This window comes from Streptomyces sp. SX-6 (assembly GCF_059089585.1).
Genome location: NZ_JBTHHU010000032.1, coordinates 13,197 through 29,559 on the forward strand (window position 1 = coordinate 13,197; position 16,363 = coordinate 29,559).

Sequence of the window (16,363 nt, forward strand, 5' to 3'; positions counted from 1 at the left end):
CACTCACCTGTCGACCACTCACCTGTCGACGCCTCCCATCACGGGATCGATGGACGCCACCGCGACGATGACGTCGGCCACCTGGCCGCCCTCGCACATCGCCGCCATGGACTGGAGGTTGCTGAAGGAGGGGTCGCGGAAGTGGACGCGGTACGGCCGGGTGCCGCCGTCGCTCACCACATGCGCGCCCAGCTCGCCGCGGGGCGATTCCACGGCCGCGTACACCTGCCCGGGCGGCACCCGGAACCCCTCCGTCACCAGCTTGAAGTGGTGGATCAGGGCCTCCATCGAGGTGCCCATGATCTTCTTGATGTGGTCCAGCGAGTTGCCGAGCCCGTCGGGGCCCAGCGCCAGCTGCGCGGGCCAGGCGATCTTCTTGTCCTCGACCATCACCGGCCCCGGCTGGAGCCGGTCCAGGCACTGCTCGACGATGCGCAGCGACTGCCGCATCTCCTCGAGCCGGATGAGGAAGCGCCCGTACGCGTCGCAGGTGTCGCCGGTCGGCACATCGAATTCATAAGTGTCGTAACCGCAATAGGGCTGTGCCTTGCGCAGGTCGTGGGGCAATCCGGCGGCCCGCAGTATCGGGCCGGTGACGCCGAGGGCCATGCAACCGGTGAGGTCGAGATAACCGACGTTCTGCAGACGGGCCTTGAACGCCGGGTTGCCGGTGGCGAGCTTGTCGTACTCCGGCAGGTTCTTGCGCATCTTCTTCACGAACTCGCGCACCATGTCCACCGCGCCCGGCGGCAGGTCCTGGGCGAGCCCGCCGGGGCGCACATAGGCGTGGTTCATGCGCAGGCCGGTGATCAGCTCGAAGATGTCGAGCACCATCTCGCGGTCGCGGAAGCCGAAGATGGCAACCGTGGTGGCGCCGAGCTCCATGCCGCCGGTGGCGAGGTACACCAGGTGCGAGGAGATTCGGTTCAGCTCCATCAGCAGCACCCGGATCACCGTGGCACGGTCCGGGACCTGTTCCTCGATGCCGAGGAGCCGCTCGACGCCCAGGCAGTAGGCCGTCTCGTTGTGGAGCGGCATCAGGTAATCCATGCGCGTGACGAAGGTGGAGCCCTGCGTCCAGGTGCGGTACTCGAGGTTCTTCTCGATGCCGGTGTGCAGATAGCCGATACCGGCCCGGGCCTCGGTGACCGTTTCTCCGTCGATCTCCAGGATGAGGCGGAGCACTCCATGGGTGGAGGGGTGCTGCGGGCCCATGTTGACGACGATCCGCTCGTCGTCGGCGCGCTGGGCGGCGGCAGTGATCTCGTCCCAGTCGCCGCCGGTGACCGTATAGACCGGGCCTTCCGTCGTCTCGCGGGGGCCTGCGTCGGGTGAGGAGGGGGTGGAGGGGGTGGACATCAGCTGTACGACCTCCGCTGGTCCGGAGCCGGGATCTGGGCGCCCTTGTACTCGACGGGGATGCCGCCGAGGGGGTAGTCCTTGCGCTGCGGGAAGCCCTGCCAGTCGTCCGGCATCATGATCCGCGTCAGCGCCGGATGGCCGTCGAAGACGATGCCGAAGAAGTCATAGGTCTCGCGCTCGTGCCAGTCGTTGCCCGGATAGACGTCGACAAGGGACGGGACATGGGAGTCGGCATCGGGCGCGCCGACCTCCAGCCGGATCAGCCTGTTGTGGGTGATCGAGCGCAGGTGATAGACGGCGTGCAGCTCGCGCCCCTTGTCCTCGGGGTAGTGCACTCCGCTGACTCCGGTGCACAGTTCGAAGCGCAGCGCCGGGTCGTCGCGCAGGGTCCGGGCGACGCGCGACAGGTGCTCGCGCGCGATGTGGAAGGTGAGCTCTCCCCTGTCGACGACGGTCTTCTCGATCGCGTTCTCCGGGACGAGCCCCTGCTCCTCGAGCGCGCCCTCCAGCTCGTCGGCGACCTCGTCGAACCATCCTCCGTACGGCCGGGCGGACTCGCCCGGCATCCGTACGGTGCGCACCAGCCGTCCGTACCCGGAGGTGTCGCCCCCGTTGTTGGCGCCGAACATCCCGTGCCGGACGCCGATGGCCTCGCCGCTGTCCTCCCGCTGAGCGGGGACCTGTTCTCCCTGCTCGCTCACTGCAGCAGCCCCTTCATGTCGAGAAGGGGCAGGGCCTTGAGCGCCGCCTCCTCCGTCTCGCGGTCCGCTTCCCTGCGGTGGGCGCCGAGCTTCTCGCCCTGGATCTTCTTGTGCAGTTTGAGGATCGAGTCCATCAGCATCTCGGGGCGCGGCGGGCAGCCCGGCAGATAGATGTCGACGGGGACGATGTGGTCGACGCCCTGCACGATCGCGTAGTTGTTGAACATGCCTCCGCTGGAGGCGCAGACGCCCATGGAGATGACCCATTTGGGGTTCGGCATCTGGTCGTAGACCTGCCGCAGCACCGGCGCCATCTTCTGGCTGACCCGCCCGGCCACGATCATCAGGTCCGCCTGGCGCGGGGATCCGCGGAAGACCTCCATGCCGAAGCGGGCCAGGTCGTACCGTCCGGCGCCGGTCGTCATCATCTCGATGGCACAGCAGGCCAGTCCGAACGTGGCGGGGAAGACGGATGCCTTGCGGACCCAGCCGGCCGCCTGCTCGACAGTGGTCAGCAGGAAGCCGCTGGGCAGTTTCTCTTCGAGTCCCATTACCGGTAGCCCCTCAGTCCCATTCCAGGCCGCCGCGACGCCATACATAGGCGTAGGCGACGAAGACCGTGAGTACGAACAGCAGCATCTCGACGAGCCCGAACAGCCCGAGGGCGTCGAAGCTGACGGCCCAGGGGTAGAGGAAGACGATCTCGATGTCGAAGACGATGAAGAGCATCGCCGTCAGGTAGTACTTGATCGGGAAACGTCCGCCCCCGGCCGGCTGCGGCGTGGGCTCGATGCCGCACTCGTACGCCTCGAGCTTGGCGCGGTTGTACTTCTTGGGCCCCAGGAGCGAGCCCATGACCACGGAGAAGATCGCGAAGCCCGCACCGAGAGCTCCCAGTACGAGGATGGGCGCGTAGGCGTTCACCGCTCCTCGCTCCTTCCGGTCGCCGCTGACTGCTGAGACTGCTGAACTCGAGGCGAATTCACCGTGAAGATCCCCTCCATGTGAGGCAGTTCACAAGCCCGGGTCGTGGGGCATCTTATGCCCGGCGGTCTGTGATCTGCGACACGGCGTACACCGCCACGTTTGTGATCTCCACCACCTGACGGACGATCATCAGGTCGAACGGGTGGCCGACTTCGTACACGAAGCGCCGGAGTGATCACTGAAGGCCACATTCCGGGGCCGGACCGCTGGTCGGAGCCGTGAGGCACTATCAAGCCAGAGACTCTTCACGCAACTTGGCGTTTCGTACGGTCAACTGATATAGGCACACCACCCGTCGGGGCGACCGGGTCATCCGCACCCTCCGCCGGGGAGGCTCGCGCTTTCCTTCACGAGCGCCCGCCGGGCGTGAACTCCACCACGCGTTCGCTCGCAAGCCAGTCCGCCCGGCCCGCTCGCCTCGACGTCCGAGACCGAAACGTGATATGCCGTCCGGCCAATCCGCGCTTACGCATAAATGCCATGCTCAATCGCATGATCACGATGCCCGGCGGGACAAACTCGGAGGCACTCTCCGGGGCCGGACGGCCGAATAAGAGCCCTCCGCAGACGAATTGTGACCTAAGACACTCGTATTGAACTCAACCTGCCGCGCCTGGTAAGCCCTTGTCCCATGTCCCCCAACGCGCACATAACCAGCCACCGGAAGCCCCGCCGCCCGGTCACCCAGTCCTGGGTCGTCCGCACGGGTGTTGCCGGTGGCGTCCTCAGCACCCTGGCCGTCACCGCGGCCGCCCAGGCGAACGCCGCCGAGAAGCCGACCGAGGCCACCATCGAGATGCCGGCGCTCGACGCCGCCCTCGCCTCCTCGATCGCGCAGAGCGCGGACGCCACGCAGCAGACCGCCGTGGACTACCAGGTGCGCGCGACGGTGGACAAGGCCGCGGACCACGCCCGTGCCGCCGCCAAGAAGGCCAAGCAGGAGGCCGACCGCAAGGCCGAGGCCGAGCGCAAGGCCGCCGAGGCCAAGGAGAAGCGCGAGGCCGAGGAGGCCCGTGCCTCCCGCGCCGCCCAGCGCACGTCGCTGGGCACGAAGGCCGCCGCGTCCGCGGACGACTCGTCCGACTCGTCGTCCTCGTCCACTTCCACCACCTCGAAGTCGAGCACGGGCGCGACCGGCAACGCCGCGACCCTGATCTCCTTCCTCCAGGACCAGGTGGGCAAGGCCTATGTGATGGGCTCCACCGGCCCGTCCTCCTACGACTGCTCCGGCCTGGTCATGGCCGCCTACCAGCAGATCGGCATCAGCCTGCCCCGCGTCTCGCAGGACCAGTCGACCGCCGGCACGCAGGTCGGCCTCGACAACCTGCAGCCGGGCGACATCCTTTACTGGGGATCCGCGGGCAGCGCGTACCACGTCGCCGTCTACATCGGCGGTGGCAAGTTCATCGGCGCGCAGAACCCCAGCACGGGCATCGTCGAGCGGGACCTGAGCTACTCCCCGCCCACGGGTGCCGTGCGCGTCATGTGACGCCTCGCGACATACGAAAGGCCGCCGTCCCTAGCGGGACGGCGGCCTTTCGCCGTACGGAAACGACGCGCTACGGAAACGACGCGATGCCGAAGGGTCACCGTCCCGTCCCCCCACGGGGCGGTGGCCCTTCGGCATACCAGGTGCTTTCCCCCTCGGGCCCCTTCCTGCTGTCCCCCGTTTTCCCCCGTTGGACACCAGGGCACCTGGGCGCCCACGCCGGAACCGGCGTCCGGGCCGATGTCCGGACAACGGCCTCGTTGTTCCCGCATTCTGCGGGGCATCCGCCCATGCGCGCAAAGCCTTTCGGACCTGTCCGAATCCGGACACCCGGGGCGGCCTACGATAAACGGACGGCCCTATTCCAACTTCCGGCGGACGGAGTCCACAGGAGCACCCATGGCGCTACGCCTCCACTTCGGTCCCGAGGACCTCGGCCGGGTACGCATCACGCCCGTCCCCGACCCGCTCGCCGAAGCGACCTTCAGCCTGCCCCTGCTGCAGAGCCCCTGGCTCGGTGCCCCCGCCCTCGACGGCTGGCGGCAGCGCACCCTGCGCGGGCTCACCCCGACGGTCCGTCCGCTGCTCGAACTCGCCCCCGCGGGCCTGGACGAGTACGTGCCCGAGGCGTTCATCCGCGTGCGCGGCTCCACTTCGCTCGAGGAGAGCCTCCAGGCCACCTGGAGCATGCCGAGCCGGATCTGGACGGCCGACCTGTCGACCGCGCACGAGTGGCGTCCGTCCACACCCCGGTGGATAGGCGACCTGCACACCGGCGACCGGGACGCCTCCCGGCTCGTGGACCGCGCCTTCCGCGACTACTACGACGCCGCCCTCGCGCCCTACTGGCCCCAGCTCGCCGCCTGCGTCCACGCCGACCGCACCCGGCGCGCCCGCGCCCTCGCCGACCACGGCGCGGAGCACCTGCTCGCCACGCTCCACCCGGCGCTGCGCTGGGAGTCGCCCGTCCTGCACGCGCACTGCACCATGGACATCGATCTCCCCCTGGGCGGGCGCGGACTGCTCCTCACGCCCACGTTCTTCCTCACCGAGCCCGTCTTCCGTCTCGACAACGCCGATCCCGACGCCCCGCTGGAGCTCCGCTACCCGGTCGCCCGCGAGCTCGGCACGTATCAGTCGGTGCTGGCCACCACATCCGGTGGCGCCGGCACCGGCGGCGCGGCCCAACTCGCCGCCCTCACCGCCCTGCTGGGCCGCACCCGCGCCCGCGTCCTCGACGCCGCAGCGGCGGGCGGCAGCACCGCACGCCTCGCCGAGCGCGCCGGAATCTCCCCCGCCTCCGCGAGCGAACACGCCACCGTCCTGCGGGCGGCGGGCCTGCTCACCACCCAGCGCGCGGGGTCTGCGGTGCACCACTCCCTCACCCCGCTGGGACGGGCACTGCTGGAGGGCGCGGGCTGAGGGCGAGGCGCGCCGGTGATCCGCAAGGTGGCCGAATCCATTCGTCGGGCGCCATTGGCTTGTTCGGCGAAGCTTTCGGGCTTCTCGCGGACACAACGGCTTCTGGCACGATTTTCCCCGCACCGGACCGGAGACAGGCCACCAAGCTCTTGGGCACACTGACGCATTACGGCCCCGGAGGGGACGGGGTGAGGATGGCGGAACCGGTCCGGTAGAGCTCGACGAGCAGCGGTCGCAAGGCCAGCCCGGCGGGCGTCAGTTGATAGCGCGTACGCACCGGAAACCCCCGCAGCCGCTCGCACACCACGAGCCCCCGTTCCTCGAGCACGCGCAACCGCTCGGACAGCACCTTGGCGCTGACCTCCGGCAGCCGTTCGGCCAGGCCGCCGAAGGAGAGCGGACCGTGCATCAACTCCCTTAGAACGAGCGTGGTCCAGCGCCCGGCGACCGCGGCGAGAGCCACCTCCACCGGACACCCGGCCTCGGGCCGCCGCGTCCGCCCCCGCCCGTCCGGCACCAGTTCATGGTCCCAGCCGGTGTCACTTACCGTTTGGTGAGCCACTTCGCCGCCGGGTTGGCTGCCGTCATGCACATCTCCCAGATCCCCTCGCATGCCCCCACTGTTTCGCTGACCTCCGACCCGGAGCAACATCCGGCCGTCTTCGCCGAGGCCTTCAACACCGGCGACCCCGAGGCCGTGGGCCAGGTCTACGCCCCCGACGCCGTCTTCGTCCCCCGCCCCGGCGAGCAGGTCACGGGCCCGGCCCTCACCCAGGCCAACGCCGACTTCCTCGCCCTGGGCCTGCCGATCACCGTCCACCCCCGGCACACCTACGTCGCCGACGACATCGCCCTGCTGATCGTCGACTGGACCATCGACGGCCCCGGCCCGGACGGCGAGCACGTCCACCTCGAGGGCACGGCCACGGACGTCGCCCGCCGCGGGGAGGACGGCCGGTGGCGGTACGTCATCGACAACCCCTTCGGGGTGGCCTGACCCACGGTTCCCCTACCGCTGGGCCGGAAGCATGGTGCGCGGGGAGTCGACCAGGACGGCGGTGGCGCCCAGCCGGGTGGCGGTACGCAGGTCGGGGCGCGTATTGACGCCGAGCATGACGATGGGCGTACGGGATACGGACCGGAAGCAGGCGACCGATTCACGTGTCCACAGCTGCGCGGTGACAGCGGCATCGCCGGTGCCGAGGGTGAACTTCTCTTGCAGGATCATCTGGCGCTTGAGCTCGAACCCCACCCACGAGCCGACCGGAGGCGTGCTCCCGCACCTGTGCTCGAGCGCAACTTCGGCCAGCCGCTGCCTCGTTGCGTCACGGCTTTCGGCCACCCGCGCCCCGGGCACGCGGGAGAGCAGAGTGGTGACCTCGGCGTCGGTGGAGTACAGCTTGACGCGGTCCCAGGCCTTCTTCTTGTTCAGCAGGCGGGTCACCGCGTCCACGACATGCCGGGCAGGCGCCTGCTTGAGGTCCAGGTAGACCTGCTTGCCCGCGGGGATCGCCGCCAGGGCCACCTCCAGCGTGGGGATGCGGACGGGATGGGAGCGGTAGGGGTAGGAGCCATCGGAGCCCTTGAAGGCGTAGCCCGCGTTCAGCCCGGCCAGCTCGGCCAGCGTCTTGCCACCGACGGGACCGGAGCCATCCGTCAGCACAGACAGGTCAGTTGGCCGGTACAGCACCGGGACCCCGTCCTTGGTCGCCTGCACACTCAGCCACTCCCCGTCCACCCCGGCCTTCAGCGACTTGGTGATGGCCAGCAGGGTGTTCTCGGGATAGTCACCGGTGCCCGCCCGGTGCGCGATGACCAATGGCCTCGCTCTCGCCCGTTCCGCCGGAGACTCCTCGGCCTGCGCAGTGGCCGGCGCACTTCCCGTGAGCGCGGGGACGGCACAGACCAACGCGACGATGGCGATGGCCAGGGCGGTCCTGCGCCGCAGCCCGCCACCTGGCACACGGCCTTTCCGCGATACTGCCGCTACTGCCGCTACGTAATTGCGTGTGGTCATATGCGTGATCCTAGGGCGCACCGCCACAACACCAGCAGGCCCGCCGACGAGACCTTCCGTCACCCGCCGATGAGCTCGACCCACTTCCCAGCCGACCTAGTCGAGTTGACCGGCTGCACGAGTTCGGTGCGGTGGGCCAGACGAGGCCACTTCCCCCACTGATCACCGGCCTGACCACGGCCGCCGTGGACCACGCCCGCGGCGGCACGGATGGCCGTCGGCACTGGCCTTTGGCTAGTAGACATCCATGCTGGACTCGCCAAAGGTGTCGTCACCAGAGGACTGCTGCCCCTTGCTCTGCTGCGCTTTGTCCTTGGCCTGCTGCGCCTTGTCCTTGGCCTGCTGGCCCCGCTGCCGCTCCTGCTGGACCTTGTCCTTGCGCTGCTTCTGGTCCTTGCTGCCCATGCGCGTTCACTCCTGCAAGATCGGAGATCAGAGATCGGAAGATGTAACGCCGATACCCGGCTTTTCCAGATTCGCATGGGTATGGCTTCCGTGCCTCTCGGCATCCGGGGCAGGCCCCATCCGCTGCTCCGGGAAGCTCTCCTCAGCGCGCGAGGGCCGAGCTCCCGGTAGGCCGGGGTGGGCACTTCGCCGCTGCGCGGCTCATGCGGCAGCTGTGGGCGGTTTACGTGACGGGTGCTCGGCCGTCCACCCCCATTTCGCCGTTGCGCGCACGCGAAGAGGCGCGGCGGCGGGTGGGGGGCCGGGCGCCGGCGGCGATCGGGCGGCTTGCCGGGCTGCAACCCTTCAGCGGTGGGGAAGTTACGTTCCCGGAATCGAATGCTCCTTGTTTGTCACGTGACGAATCACCGCTATTGAACGGCGAACCACTCGCCGCGCATCAACAGCCCCAGGTACCGCTCCCGTTCCCGCCGCGAAGGGTGACCGGCGAGTCGGGTACCGCTTTCCCCCCGAAAACCGCCCCTAGCCGTGCGGAAACCGGTACCCGATTCGCCGGCGTCGGCCACAGCTCAGCGACGTGTACAGCATCAGCGCCCCGCTGAACGACCAGGGACAGTGGACTGCGGGGACACCCGCCCTCGCACCGCCAGCCACAACGCGGAGTCACGCCAGCTCATCCATCACATTGCGCGAGAACTGTAAGGAACTCGGACATGGACGCATCTATTGGTTGGCAGAAATCGTCGTTCTCCGGAGGCGAAGGCCCGGACTGTATCGAAGTCGCCCTCGACAGCCTCGTCGTCCTCATACGTGAAAGTACCGCCCCGCAAGCCGTCCTCACTGTTACCCCAGTACGCCTTGCCGGGCTCATATCAGGCGTGAAGGCCGGGACATTTTGCCGCTGACTCGTCCTGCGACGCCATCGACGTCACGCGCCTCCCCGGCCCCGCAGGGTACAGAGCGGGGCCGACAGGATCAGCATTCGGCCATAAGTCAGCGTTGCGGGACTTCGTACACATACGGCGTGGTCACGGCCAGGGCGGCGAACCCGAGCCGTTGCAGGATCGGGCGGCTCGGGGCCATGGCGTCGACCTGGAGGTAGCGGTAGCCGCGGTCGGCGGCGAGGCGGGCGCGGTGGGCGATCAGGGCGCGGTAGATGCCGCGGCCTCGCCAGGCCTCCACCGTGCCGCCGCCCCAGAGGCCGGCGAAGCCGGTGCCGGGGCAGAGCTCGATGCGGGCCGCGCTCACGGGGACGTCGCCGGCCATGGCGAGGTACGCGATGAGGGTGTCCGACCCCAGCTCGGTCAGCAGTGTGTGCCGGAGTCTCGGGTTGTCGGCGCCGAAGGCCTGGCGGCCGACGTCCATGACGAGGTCCACGTCCGACTCGTCGGCGACCCGGCGGAGTTGGATGCCCTCGGGTGGGGTGGCCTTGGTGATCTCGTCGGTGATCTCGGCGACCATCAGGGTTTCCGGCTCGTCGGGCTGGAAGCCGGCCGCGAGGAGGCGGTCGGCCAGGTCGGCAGGGCAGTCGTGGGAGTAGTGCTTCCACTCGAAATCCTGGCCGAGGGTGGTGAAGTAGTCGATCTGTTCGGCGATGGTCGCGTCGGCGGTGGACTCGTCGAGGTCCGACCAGATGATGCCGTTCCAGCCGGGGCCCTCGGGGGTGACGTGGCGTACGAGGTTTGCGGTGCGGTCGATGTGGGAGGCGGGGGTGTCGGGGCGGGCGTTTTCGCGCATGCGGGTGTCGTACTCGCGGAGTACGGATGTCTTGTCCATGGGTTCCATGGGGGCAGCTCAGCAGTGGGTGCGGCTCGCTGCAACGGGATTTGTGCCCCGGAGTACCGCCCGCGCTATCGCGTCCGCGTCCGACAGCGTCACCGAGTCCACCCCGGGGCGGGTGCCCGCCGCGGTGACCCAGTGGACGGATTCCGTGGGGACGCCGTAGGCGTAGCGGTGGGGGTGGGCGTGGCCGTCGGCGGTGAGGACGCGGTAGGGGCGGGTGGTGACGGCGAGGCCGCCGGTTTCGTAGGCGGGACCGGCGGAGGACGGGATGCGGTACGGGGCGCACTGGCCCGTCGCCAACAGGTGCCGCAGCAAAGGGTCTTCGGTGCGGCGCAGGTCGGGTTCGGGGAGGCGGGCCTCGATGAGTACGGACGCGCGTACGGGCGGGCCCGGGACCAGGGGGGAGTCGGCGACGAAGGCCGGGCGGCGGGTGGTGTCGAGGCGGACTTGGGTGCCGGGGCCGGTGACCTCCAGGACGCCTGCCTCGAGGAGGGCGGCCATTTCCTCGATGCGGGAGGCGGGCGGGCCTATGGAGAGGAAGGCGTTGAGCGGGGTGTACCAGTGCTCGAGTTCGTCGCGGTGGGAGGTTCCGTCCAGTCCGGCGTGGTCCACGGCCAGGCGTATCTCGTTGCGCAGGTCGCGCAGGACGTCGAGGGCGGCTTTCAACGGGCCGGCCACGTTGCCGGCGCGGGCCTCGCGGACGTCGTCGGCCAGGCGGTCGAGCAGCCAGTCGCGAAAGTCGTCGCGGTCGGCGAAGTCGCGGCCCTTGTGGGGAGTGGCTGTGCGCTCCCAGTCCCAGCGTTGCTGCGGGGCTATGCCGTAGGTGTCGAGGAGTTGCTCGCGTTCGGCGCCCGCACCGGCGGAGAGGTAGCGGTCGGTGAAGGTGTCGCGGTCGCAGGCACGGCCGAGGGTGCGCAGCAGGGTTCCGTAGTAGACGCTCTCGACCTCGGCGGCGATCAGGGGCCATAGGTCGCGGCCGAAGTGGAGCTGTCTGCTGCGGAGTTCGGCGATGCGTCGTGGGGTGAGCAGGCGGGGGGTGTGGCGGCCGGAGGCGCCCTTCTGGTTCTCGCCCCGCGCGTGGTACGGGACGCCGCGTCGGGAGAAGGCGTGGAGGTGAGGTTCGCGGCCGGAGGGGGTGTAGCGCAGACTGCCGGAGGTGGTGCGAGTGAACGTTCCTCCACGGCCGGCTGTGAACAGGGCCATGTAGTCGAAGAAGTTGAGGCCGAGGCCGCGCAGCAGGACGTCCTCGCCGGGGGCGATGCGGCCGAGCCGCGCGTCGGCCGGGTTGCCCGGGGCGAGGTAGGACAGGCCGTGCCGTCGTGTCAGGTCGGCGGTGCGGGCCTGGCACGGTGTCGGGCGGACGGGCAGGTGGCCCTGGGCGAGGACGACCGCGTCGAGTCCGTCCAGGCGGGTGCCGTCCGCGAGGCGGACGCTCTGCGGGCCGTTGCCGGACAGGGCTACGGCGCGGGTGCGGTGCAGGTGTACCGCGATGTGGCGAGGGGCGGCGGCGAGCACGCTCCGCAGGCAGTCGCGCAGGTAGCGTCCGTAGAAGGCGCGGGTGGGGTAGGTGTCGGGGCCGATGTCGGTGCGGCCGCGCAGGCGTGCCCATTCGTGGAGTGTGGGGCCGGGTTCCATGGGGCCGTCGATCCGTGAACTGGCGTCCGTGTAGAGGGTGATCTGCGAGGCGACCGTATTCATCAGCAGGTGCCGCGACTGATCGGTCCGCCAGACGGCACCCGCGCCGGCCGGGGCGGGGTCGACCAGGTGGACGGTCACCGCGCCGTGCGCGGGTGCGGCCCGTTCGTTGGCGCACAGCCGCTCGAGCACGGAGAGGCCGCGCGGCCCGGCTCCCACGACGCATATCTCCACGAGACGCGCTCCCTCCACGGGTGACCCTGCTCCGCCGGCATCCGCCGGCATCCGTCAGCAGACGGATACGGATGGTGCACCAGGGGCGGCAACATCCGCCAGAGGCATGCGAATTGGCCAGGTAGCGTGGTGCCGTGCCCTACCGCGTACTCTTCTCCGCGCTCGGTGTGCTGGCCGTCCAGCTCGCCGGGTCCACCGCGGTGGACCGGCATCAGACCGGCCATGTGCACCTGAACGCCTTCGGCTGTCTCCTGCTGGTCGTCGGCCCCGTGCTGCTCGCGCTGCGCGATCGGGTGCCCGCCGTCGCCGCGTACGGCACCGTCGCCGCGACGCTGGCGTATCTGGCGGCGGGCTTTCCTTACGGACCGGTGTTCATCAGCCCGGTGGTGGCGTTCTTCTCGGCCGTGCTGCGGGGCCGCAGGCGCGATGCGTGGGCCGCACTCGGTGCACTCTACGCCGGGCATCTGGTGCTCGCCCACTGGCTGTTGCCGTCCGGCGTCGCGGCGTCCGCCTGGGGGCCGGAGGCCGGGATCACCGCCTGGCTGCTGGTCGTGGGCGCCGCCGCCGAGCTCGCCCGGGTGCGGCTGGAGCGGGTCGAACGGGCGCGCCGGGAGCGTGCCGAGGCCGAGCGGCGGCGTGCCGACGAGGAGCGGCTGCGGATCGCCCGCGAGCTGCACGACGTCATCGCGCACAGCCTCTCCGTCATCAATGTCCAGGCGGGCGTGGGGCTCGCGCTCCTCGACGAGCACCCCGCGCAGGCGCGTACGGCGCTCGCCACGATCAGGGCGACGAGCAAGGAGGCGCTCGGCGAAGTGCGTCAGGTGCTGGCCGCGTTGCGTGCGCCGGGCGCTGCGCCGCGCGAACCGGCGCCCGGACTCGGCCGGTTGAGCGAACTGGCCGAGCAGGCCGGGGCCGCCGGGCTGCGGATCGAGCTCGCGGTCGACGGCACCGGCGGCCCGCTGCCGCCCGGTGTGGACCTCGCCGCGTTCCGCATCGTCCAGGAGGCGCTGACCAACATCGTCCGCCACTCCGGGGCACGTACCGCCCGGGTGCGCGTCGGGCATGCCGGCGGGGTCCTCGAGTTGAGCGTGGACGACGACGGTCCGGCGACCGGCGGCGGCGAGAGCGGCGGCAACGGGCTGGTCGGGATGCGCGAACGGGCCGCGGGGCTGGGCGGTACGGTGACCGCCGGCCCGCGCGGGGACGGCGGTTGGCGGGTGGCCGCCCGGCTGCCCGTGGGGACGGGAGGGTGAATGAGCCGGGTGCTGCTGGCGGACGACCAGGTGCTGGTGCGGGCGGGCTTCGGCGCGCTGCTGGACGCGCAGGACGGCATCGAGGTCGTCGGACAGGCCGCCGACGGCGAGGAGGCGGTGCGGCAGACCGTACGGCTCCGGCCCGACGTCGTCCTGATGGACATCCGCATGCCGGTGCTCGACGGGCTGGCCGCCACCCGCCGGATCACCTCCGACCCGGCGCTCGCGGAGGTGAAGGTGGTCATACTGACCACCTTCGAACTCGACGAGTACGTCTTCGAGGCGATCCGCTCCGGCGCCTCCGGCTTCCTCGTCAAGGACACGGAGCCCGATGAACTGGTGCGCGCCGTACGGGCGGTGGTGGCCGGCGACGCCCTGATGTCGCCCGGCGCCACCCGCCGCCTGATGGCCGAGTTCGCCGCCCGTTCGAAGGAGCGGCCCGCCGCGGCGGCGCGGCTGGAGCGGCTCACGGAGCGCGAGCGCGAGGTGATGGCGCTCGTCGGCATCGGGCTCTCCAACGACGAGATCGCCCGCCGGCTCGTCGTCAGCCCGCTCACCGCCAAGACCCATGTCAGCCGCGCCATGGTCAAGCTCGGCGCCCGCGACCGGGCCCAACTCGTCGTGCTCGCCTACGAGTCCGGGCTGGTCCGTCCGGGCTGGCTCGGCTGACGGCCGTACTCCCACGGAAGCAGCCGGGATCGCTCCCGCCGTACGATGCCCTCGGGCCGCCCGGCGAGGACCCTCGATGACATCAAGCACCATGCGTTCATCGAGGAGTTGACCGACATGCACCACGGACCCGGACCCTGGATCCTGTTCGTCCCGCTCGTCTGGGCGGCCGTCGCCTTCGGCGTGGTCACCCTGCTGCGCCGCACGGGGCGGCTCCGCTCACGCGGCCCCGTGCGGCAGGGCGAGGCGATGACCCTGCTCGACCGCCGGTTCGCGACCGGCGAGATCGACGAGGACGAGTACTGGCGCCGGGCGTCCGTACTGCGCGAGACCTCGGGGACGGACCGCTGACCGTGCCCGTCAGCCGTGCCGCACGCCGTCGAGCAGGATCCGCAGCAGGTCGTCCTGTGCCCCGGCCATGACGTTGTGGCCGCAGGCGAGGGCGTGGACGTGCCAGGCCGGGTCCTCGCGCAGCTGCTCGTAGAAGCGCTCGAAGGGGCTGTCGGGGAAATCGGCCGCGAAGACGAAGTCCCGGCGGCGGAGCCCGTCCTGGTTTCCGGTGAGCCGGAGCCGCTGGACCGCGCTCGCCAGCGGATGCGGCGTGGTGCGTGGGTCCAGGAAGGCGAAGGGCTCGATGCCGATGCCGTCGGCCGACGCGCCGTTGATGTACCACTCGCGCTGGGCGTCGGTGGTCACGCTCCACGCCGAATCCCCGTCGCCGGGCATGAACGCGTCCACGTAGACCACCGCGTCGACCCGCTCGGGCGCCTTGTCGACGACACCTCGGACGACCATTCCGGCGTAGCTGTGGCCGACCAGCACAGCGTTCTCGATCTGCTCGCGTTCCAGCAGATCCACGACATCCTGGATGTGAGTGTCGAGGTTGACCGACCCGGTGAGCTCGTGGGCACGCTCACCCAGGCCGGTCAGGGTCACGCTGTGCGCGGTGTGCCCGTGCTCCCGCAGCCGCTCGGCGAGCGGTTCGAAGTACCAACCGCCGTGACACGCACCGGGGATGAGTATGAAGTTGATCATGCTCACAACGATCTCACGCCAAAGCGTCCAGCGTCTCAGGAGCGCGGCGCCACCTTGCTCAGGCCGTTGATGATGCGGTCCATCGCGTCGCCGCCCGTCGGGTCGGTGAGGTTGGCGAGCATCTTGAGCGTGAACTTCATCAGCAGCGGGTGCGTCAGACCGCGTTCGGCCGCAAGCTTCATGATCTTCGGGTTGCCGATGAGCTTCACGAAGGCGCGGCCGAGCGTGTAGTAGCCGCCGTAGGTGTCCTTGAGGACCTTCGGGTAGCGCTGCAGGGCCAGTTCGCGTCCCGAGTACGAGGCACGGGCGTGCGCCTGGACGATGACGTCCGCGGCGATCTGGCCCGACTCCATGGCGTAGGCGATGCCCTCGCCGTTGAAGGGGTTGACCAGGCCGCCCGCGTCGCCGACCAGGAGGAGGCCGCGGGTGTAGTGCGGCTGGCGGTTGAAGGCCATGGGGAGGGCGGCGCCGCGGATGGGGCCGGTCATGTTCTCGGGGGTGTAGCCCCAGTCCTCGGGCATGGAGGCGCACCACGCCTTGAGGATCTCGCGCCAGTCCAACTCCTTGAAGGACGCGGAGGTGTTGAGCACGCCGAGCCCGACGTTGCTCGTACCGTCACCCATGCCGAAGATCCAGCCGTAGCCCGGCAGCAGCCGGTCCTGCGCGCCGCGCCGGTCCCACAGCTCGAGCCAGGACTCGAGGTAGTCGTCGTCGTGGCGGGGCGAGGTGAAGTACGTGCGCACGGCCACGCCCATCGGGCGGTCCTCGCGCCGGTGCAGGCCCATGCCGAGCGACAGCCGCGAGGAGTTGCCGTCGGCGGCGACGACGAGGGGGGCGTGGAAGGTGACGGGAGCTTTCTCCTCGCCGAGCTTCGCCTCGACCCCGGTGATGCGGCCCGTACGGTCGTCGATGACGGGGGCGCCGACGTTGCAGCGCTCGTACAGCCGGGCGCCGGCCTTCACGGCCTGGCGGGCGAGCTGCTCGTCGAAGTCGTCGCGCTTGCGGACCAGTCCGTAGTCCGGGAAGGAGGCGAGCTCGGGCCAGTCGAGCTCGAGACGGACACCGCCGCCGATGATCCGCAGGCCCTTGTTGCGCAGCCAGCCCGCCTCTTCGGAGATGTCGATGCCCATCGCGACCAGCTGCTTGGTCGCGCGCGGGGTGAGGCCGTCGCCGCAGACCTTCTCGCGCGGGAAGGCCGTCTTCTCCAGGAGAAGCACGTCGAGCCCGGCCTTGGCGAGGTGGTACGCCGTGGTGGAGCCGGCGGGCCCGGCACCGACCACGATCACATCGGCGGCGTGTTCGGCAGAGGACTCGGTCACGACTGCGCTCCCGGTTCGGTTCGGCGAGGGGATGGTCGTGGCCGAGTCTATGA

Annotated in this window: 18 protein-coding genes; 7 read left to right on the forward strand and 11 right to left on the reverse strand. The window is 70.1% G+C overall.

Annotated elements, in window-relative coordinates:
- Positions 1–18: 18 nt before the first annotated feature.
- Genes ACV530_RS29060 through ACV530_RS29075 form a run of 4 tightly spaced genes read right to left on the reverse strand, consistent with a single transcriptional unit; the run spans position 19 to position 2,987 of the window.
- Entirely contained in the window at positions 19–1,359 is a 1,341-nt protein-coding gene (locus ACV530_RS29060; RefSeq protein ID WP_494335617.1) for an NADH-quinone oxidoreductase subunit D, read from the reverse strand.
- Positions 1,359–2,063 (reverse strand): NADH-quinone oxidoreductase subunit C, encoded by a 705-nt coding sequence (locus ACV530_RS29065; RefSeq protein ID WP_494335618.1) that lies wholly within the window; start codon positions 2,061–2,063, stop codon positions 1,359–1,361. The genes ACV530_RS29060 and ACV530_RS29065 overlap by 1 nt, the downstream gene beginning before the upstream one ends.
- Entirely contained in the window at positions 2,060–2,614 is a 555-nt protein-coding gene (locus ACV530_RS29070; protein WP_494335619.1) for a NuoB/complex I 20 kDa subunit family protein, read from the reverse strand. Before ACV530_RS29070 ends, ACV530_RS29065 begins: the two co-directional genes overlap by 4 nt.
- Before the next feature lie 13 nt (positions 2,615–2,627).
- The gene (locus ACV530_RS29075; protein ID WP_494335620.1) at positions 2,628–2,987 is read right to left on the reverse strand and encodes an NADH-quinone oxidoreductase subunit A; all 360 of its coding nucleotides are present in this window, start codon (positions 2,985–2,987) and stop codon (positions 2,628–2,630) included.
- Between the two features lie 694 nt (positions 2,988–3,681).
- Between ACV530_RS29075 and ACV530_RS29080 the strand changes: the two genes are divergently transcribed.
- Together ACV530_RS29080 and ACV530_RS29085 are read left to right on the forward strand one after the other, a co-directional pair.
- Positions 3,682–4,539: a C40 family peptidase gene (locus tag ACV530_RS29080; protein WP_494335621.1), complete on the forward strand. Its 858-nt coding sequence runs from the start codon at positions 3,682–3,684 to the stop codon at positions 4,537–4,539.
- 399 nt (positions 4,540–4,938) lie between these two features.
- The gene (locus tag ACV530_RS29085) at positions 4,939–5,961 is read left to right on the forward strand and encodes a winged helix-turn-helix domain-containing protein (RefSeq protein WP_494335622.1); all 1,023 of its coding nucleotides are present in this window, start codon (positions 4,939–4,941) and stop codon (positions 5,959–5,961) included.
- A 166-nt stretch (positions 5,962–6,127) separates the two neighbouring features.
- Here the strand turns inward: ACV530_RS29085 and ACV530_RS29090 are convergent, their stop codons facing one another.
- Positions 6,128–6,478, reverse strand: a complete 351-nt coding sequence (locus tag ACV530_RS29090) for a winged helix-turn-helix transcriptional regulator (RefSeq protein WP_494335623.1) — start codon at positions 6,476–6,478, stop codon at positions 6,128–6,130.
- 69 nt (positions 6,479–6,547) lie between these two features.
- On the opposite strand from ACV530_RS29090, the gene ACV530_RS29095 reads away from it, so the two are divergent.
- Positions 6,548–6,958 carry a YybH family protein gene (locus ACV530_RS29095; RefSeq protein WP_494335624.1) on the forward strand — a complete coding sequence of 137 codons (411 nt, stop codon included), beginning with the start codon at positions 6,548–6,550 and terminating at the stop codon, positions 6,956–6,958.
- Positions 6,959–6,970: 12 nt separating this feature from the next.
- On the opposite strand, the gene ACV530_RS29100 is transcribed toward ACV530_RS29095, so the two are convergent.
- Both ACV530_RS29100 and ACV530_RS29105 read right to left on the reverse strand, forming a co-directional pair.
- Positions 6,971–7,978: a glycerophosphodiester phosphodiesterase family protein gene (locus ACV530_RS29100; RefSeq protein ID WP_494335625.1), complete on the reverse strand. Its 1,008-nt coding sequence runs from the start codon at positions 7,976–7,978 to the stop codon at positions 6,971–6,973.
- Between the two features lie 234 nt (positions 7,979–8,212).
- Positions 8,213–8,383 carry a hypothetical protein gene (locus tag ACV530_RS29105; protein ID WP_494335626.1) on the reverse strand — a complete coding sequence of 57 codons (171 nt, stop codon included), beginning with the start codon at positions 8,381–8,383 and terminating at the stop codon, positions 8,213–8,215.
- 713 nt (positions 8,384–9,096) lie between these two features.
- Between ACV530_RS29105 and ACV530_RS29110 the strand changes: the two genes are divergently transcribed.
- On the forward strand, positions 9,097–9,288 hold the full coding sequence (locus ACV530_RS29110) for a DUF397 domain-containing protein (protein WP_494335627.1): 192 nt from the start codon (positions 9,097–9,099) through the stop codon (positions 9,286–9,288).
- 88 nt (positions 9,289–9,376) lie between these two features.
- On the opposite strand, the gene ACV530_RS29115 is transcribed toward ACV530_RS29110, so the two are convergent.
- Together ACV530_RS29115 and ACV530_RS29120 are read right to left on the reverse strand one after the other, a co-directional pair.
- Positions 9,377–10,159, reverse strand: a complete 783-nt coding sequence (locus ACV530_RS29115) for a GNAT family N-acetyltransferase (RefSeq protein ID WP_494335628.1) — start codon at positions 10,157–10,159, stop codon at positions 9,377–9,379.
- Positions 10,160–10,177: 18 nt separating this feature from the next.
- Positions 10,178–12,085: an FAD/NAD(P)-binding protein gene (locus ACV530_RS29120; RefSeq protein ID WP_494335629.1), complete on the reverse strand. Its 1,908-nt coding sequence runs from the start codon at positions 12,083–12,085 to the stop codon at positions 10,178–10,180.
- Positions 12,086–12,168: 83 nt separating this feature from the next.
- On the opposite strand from ACV530_RS29120, the gene ACV530_RS29125 reads away from it, so the two are divergent.
- The 3 genes from ACV530_RS29125 (at position 12,169) to ACV530_RS29135 (ending at position 14,307) form a co-directional block, all read left to right on the forward strand.
- On the forward strand, positions 12,169–13,287 hold the full coding sequence (locus ACV530_RS29125; RefSeq protein WP_494335630.1) for a sensor histidine kinase: 1,119 nt from the start codon (positions 12,169–12,171) through the stop codon (positions 13,285–13,287).
- Positions 13,288–13,956 (forward strand): response regulator transcription factor, encoded by a 669-nt coding sequence (locus tag ACV530_RS29130; RefSeq protein WP_494335631.1) that lies wholly within the window; start codon positions 13,288–13,290, stop codon positions 13,954–13,956.
- Positions 13,957–14,073: 117 nt separating this feature from the next.
- Positions 14,074–14,307 (forward strand): SHOCT domain-containing protein, encoded by a 234-nt coding sequence (locus tag ACV530_RS29135; RefSeq protein WP_494335632.1) that lies wholly within the window; start codon positions 14,074–14,076, stop codon positions 14,305–14,307.
- Between the two features lie 9 nt (positions 14,308–14,316).
- On the opposite strand, the gene ACV530_RS29140 is transcribed toward ACV530_RS29135, so the two are convergent.
- Positions 14,317–14,991, reverse strand: a complete 675-nt coding sequence (locus ACV530_RS29140; RefSeq protein WP_494335633.1) for an alpha/beta fold hydrolase — start codon at positions 14,989–14,991, stop codon at positions 14,317–14,319.
- Positions 14,992–15,026: 35 nt separating this feature from the next.
- Positions 15,027–16,310 (reverse strand): geranylgeranyl reductase family protein, encoded by a 1,284-nt coding sequence (locus ACV530_RS29145; RefSeq protein ID WP_494335634.1) that lies wholly within the window; start codon positions 16,308–16,310, stop codon positions 15,027–15,029.
- Positions 16,311–16,363 lie beyond the last annotated feature (53 nt).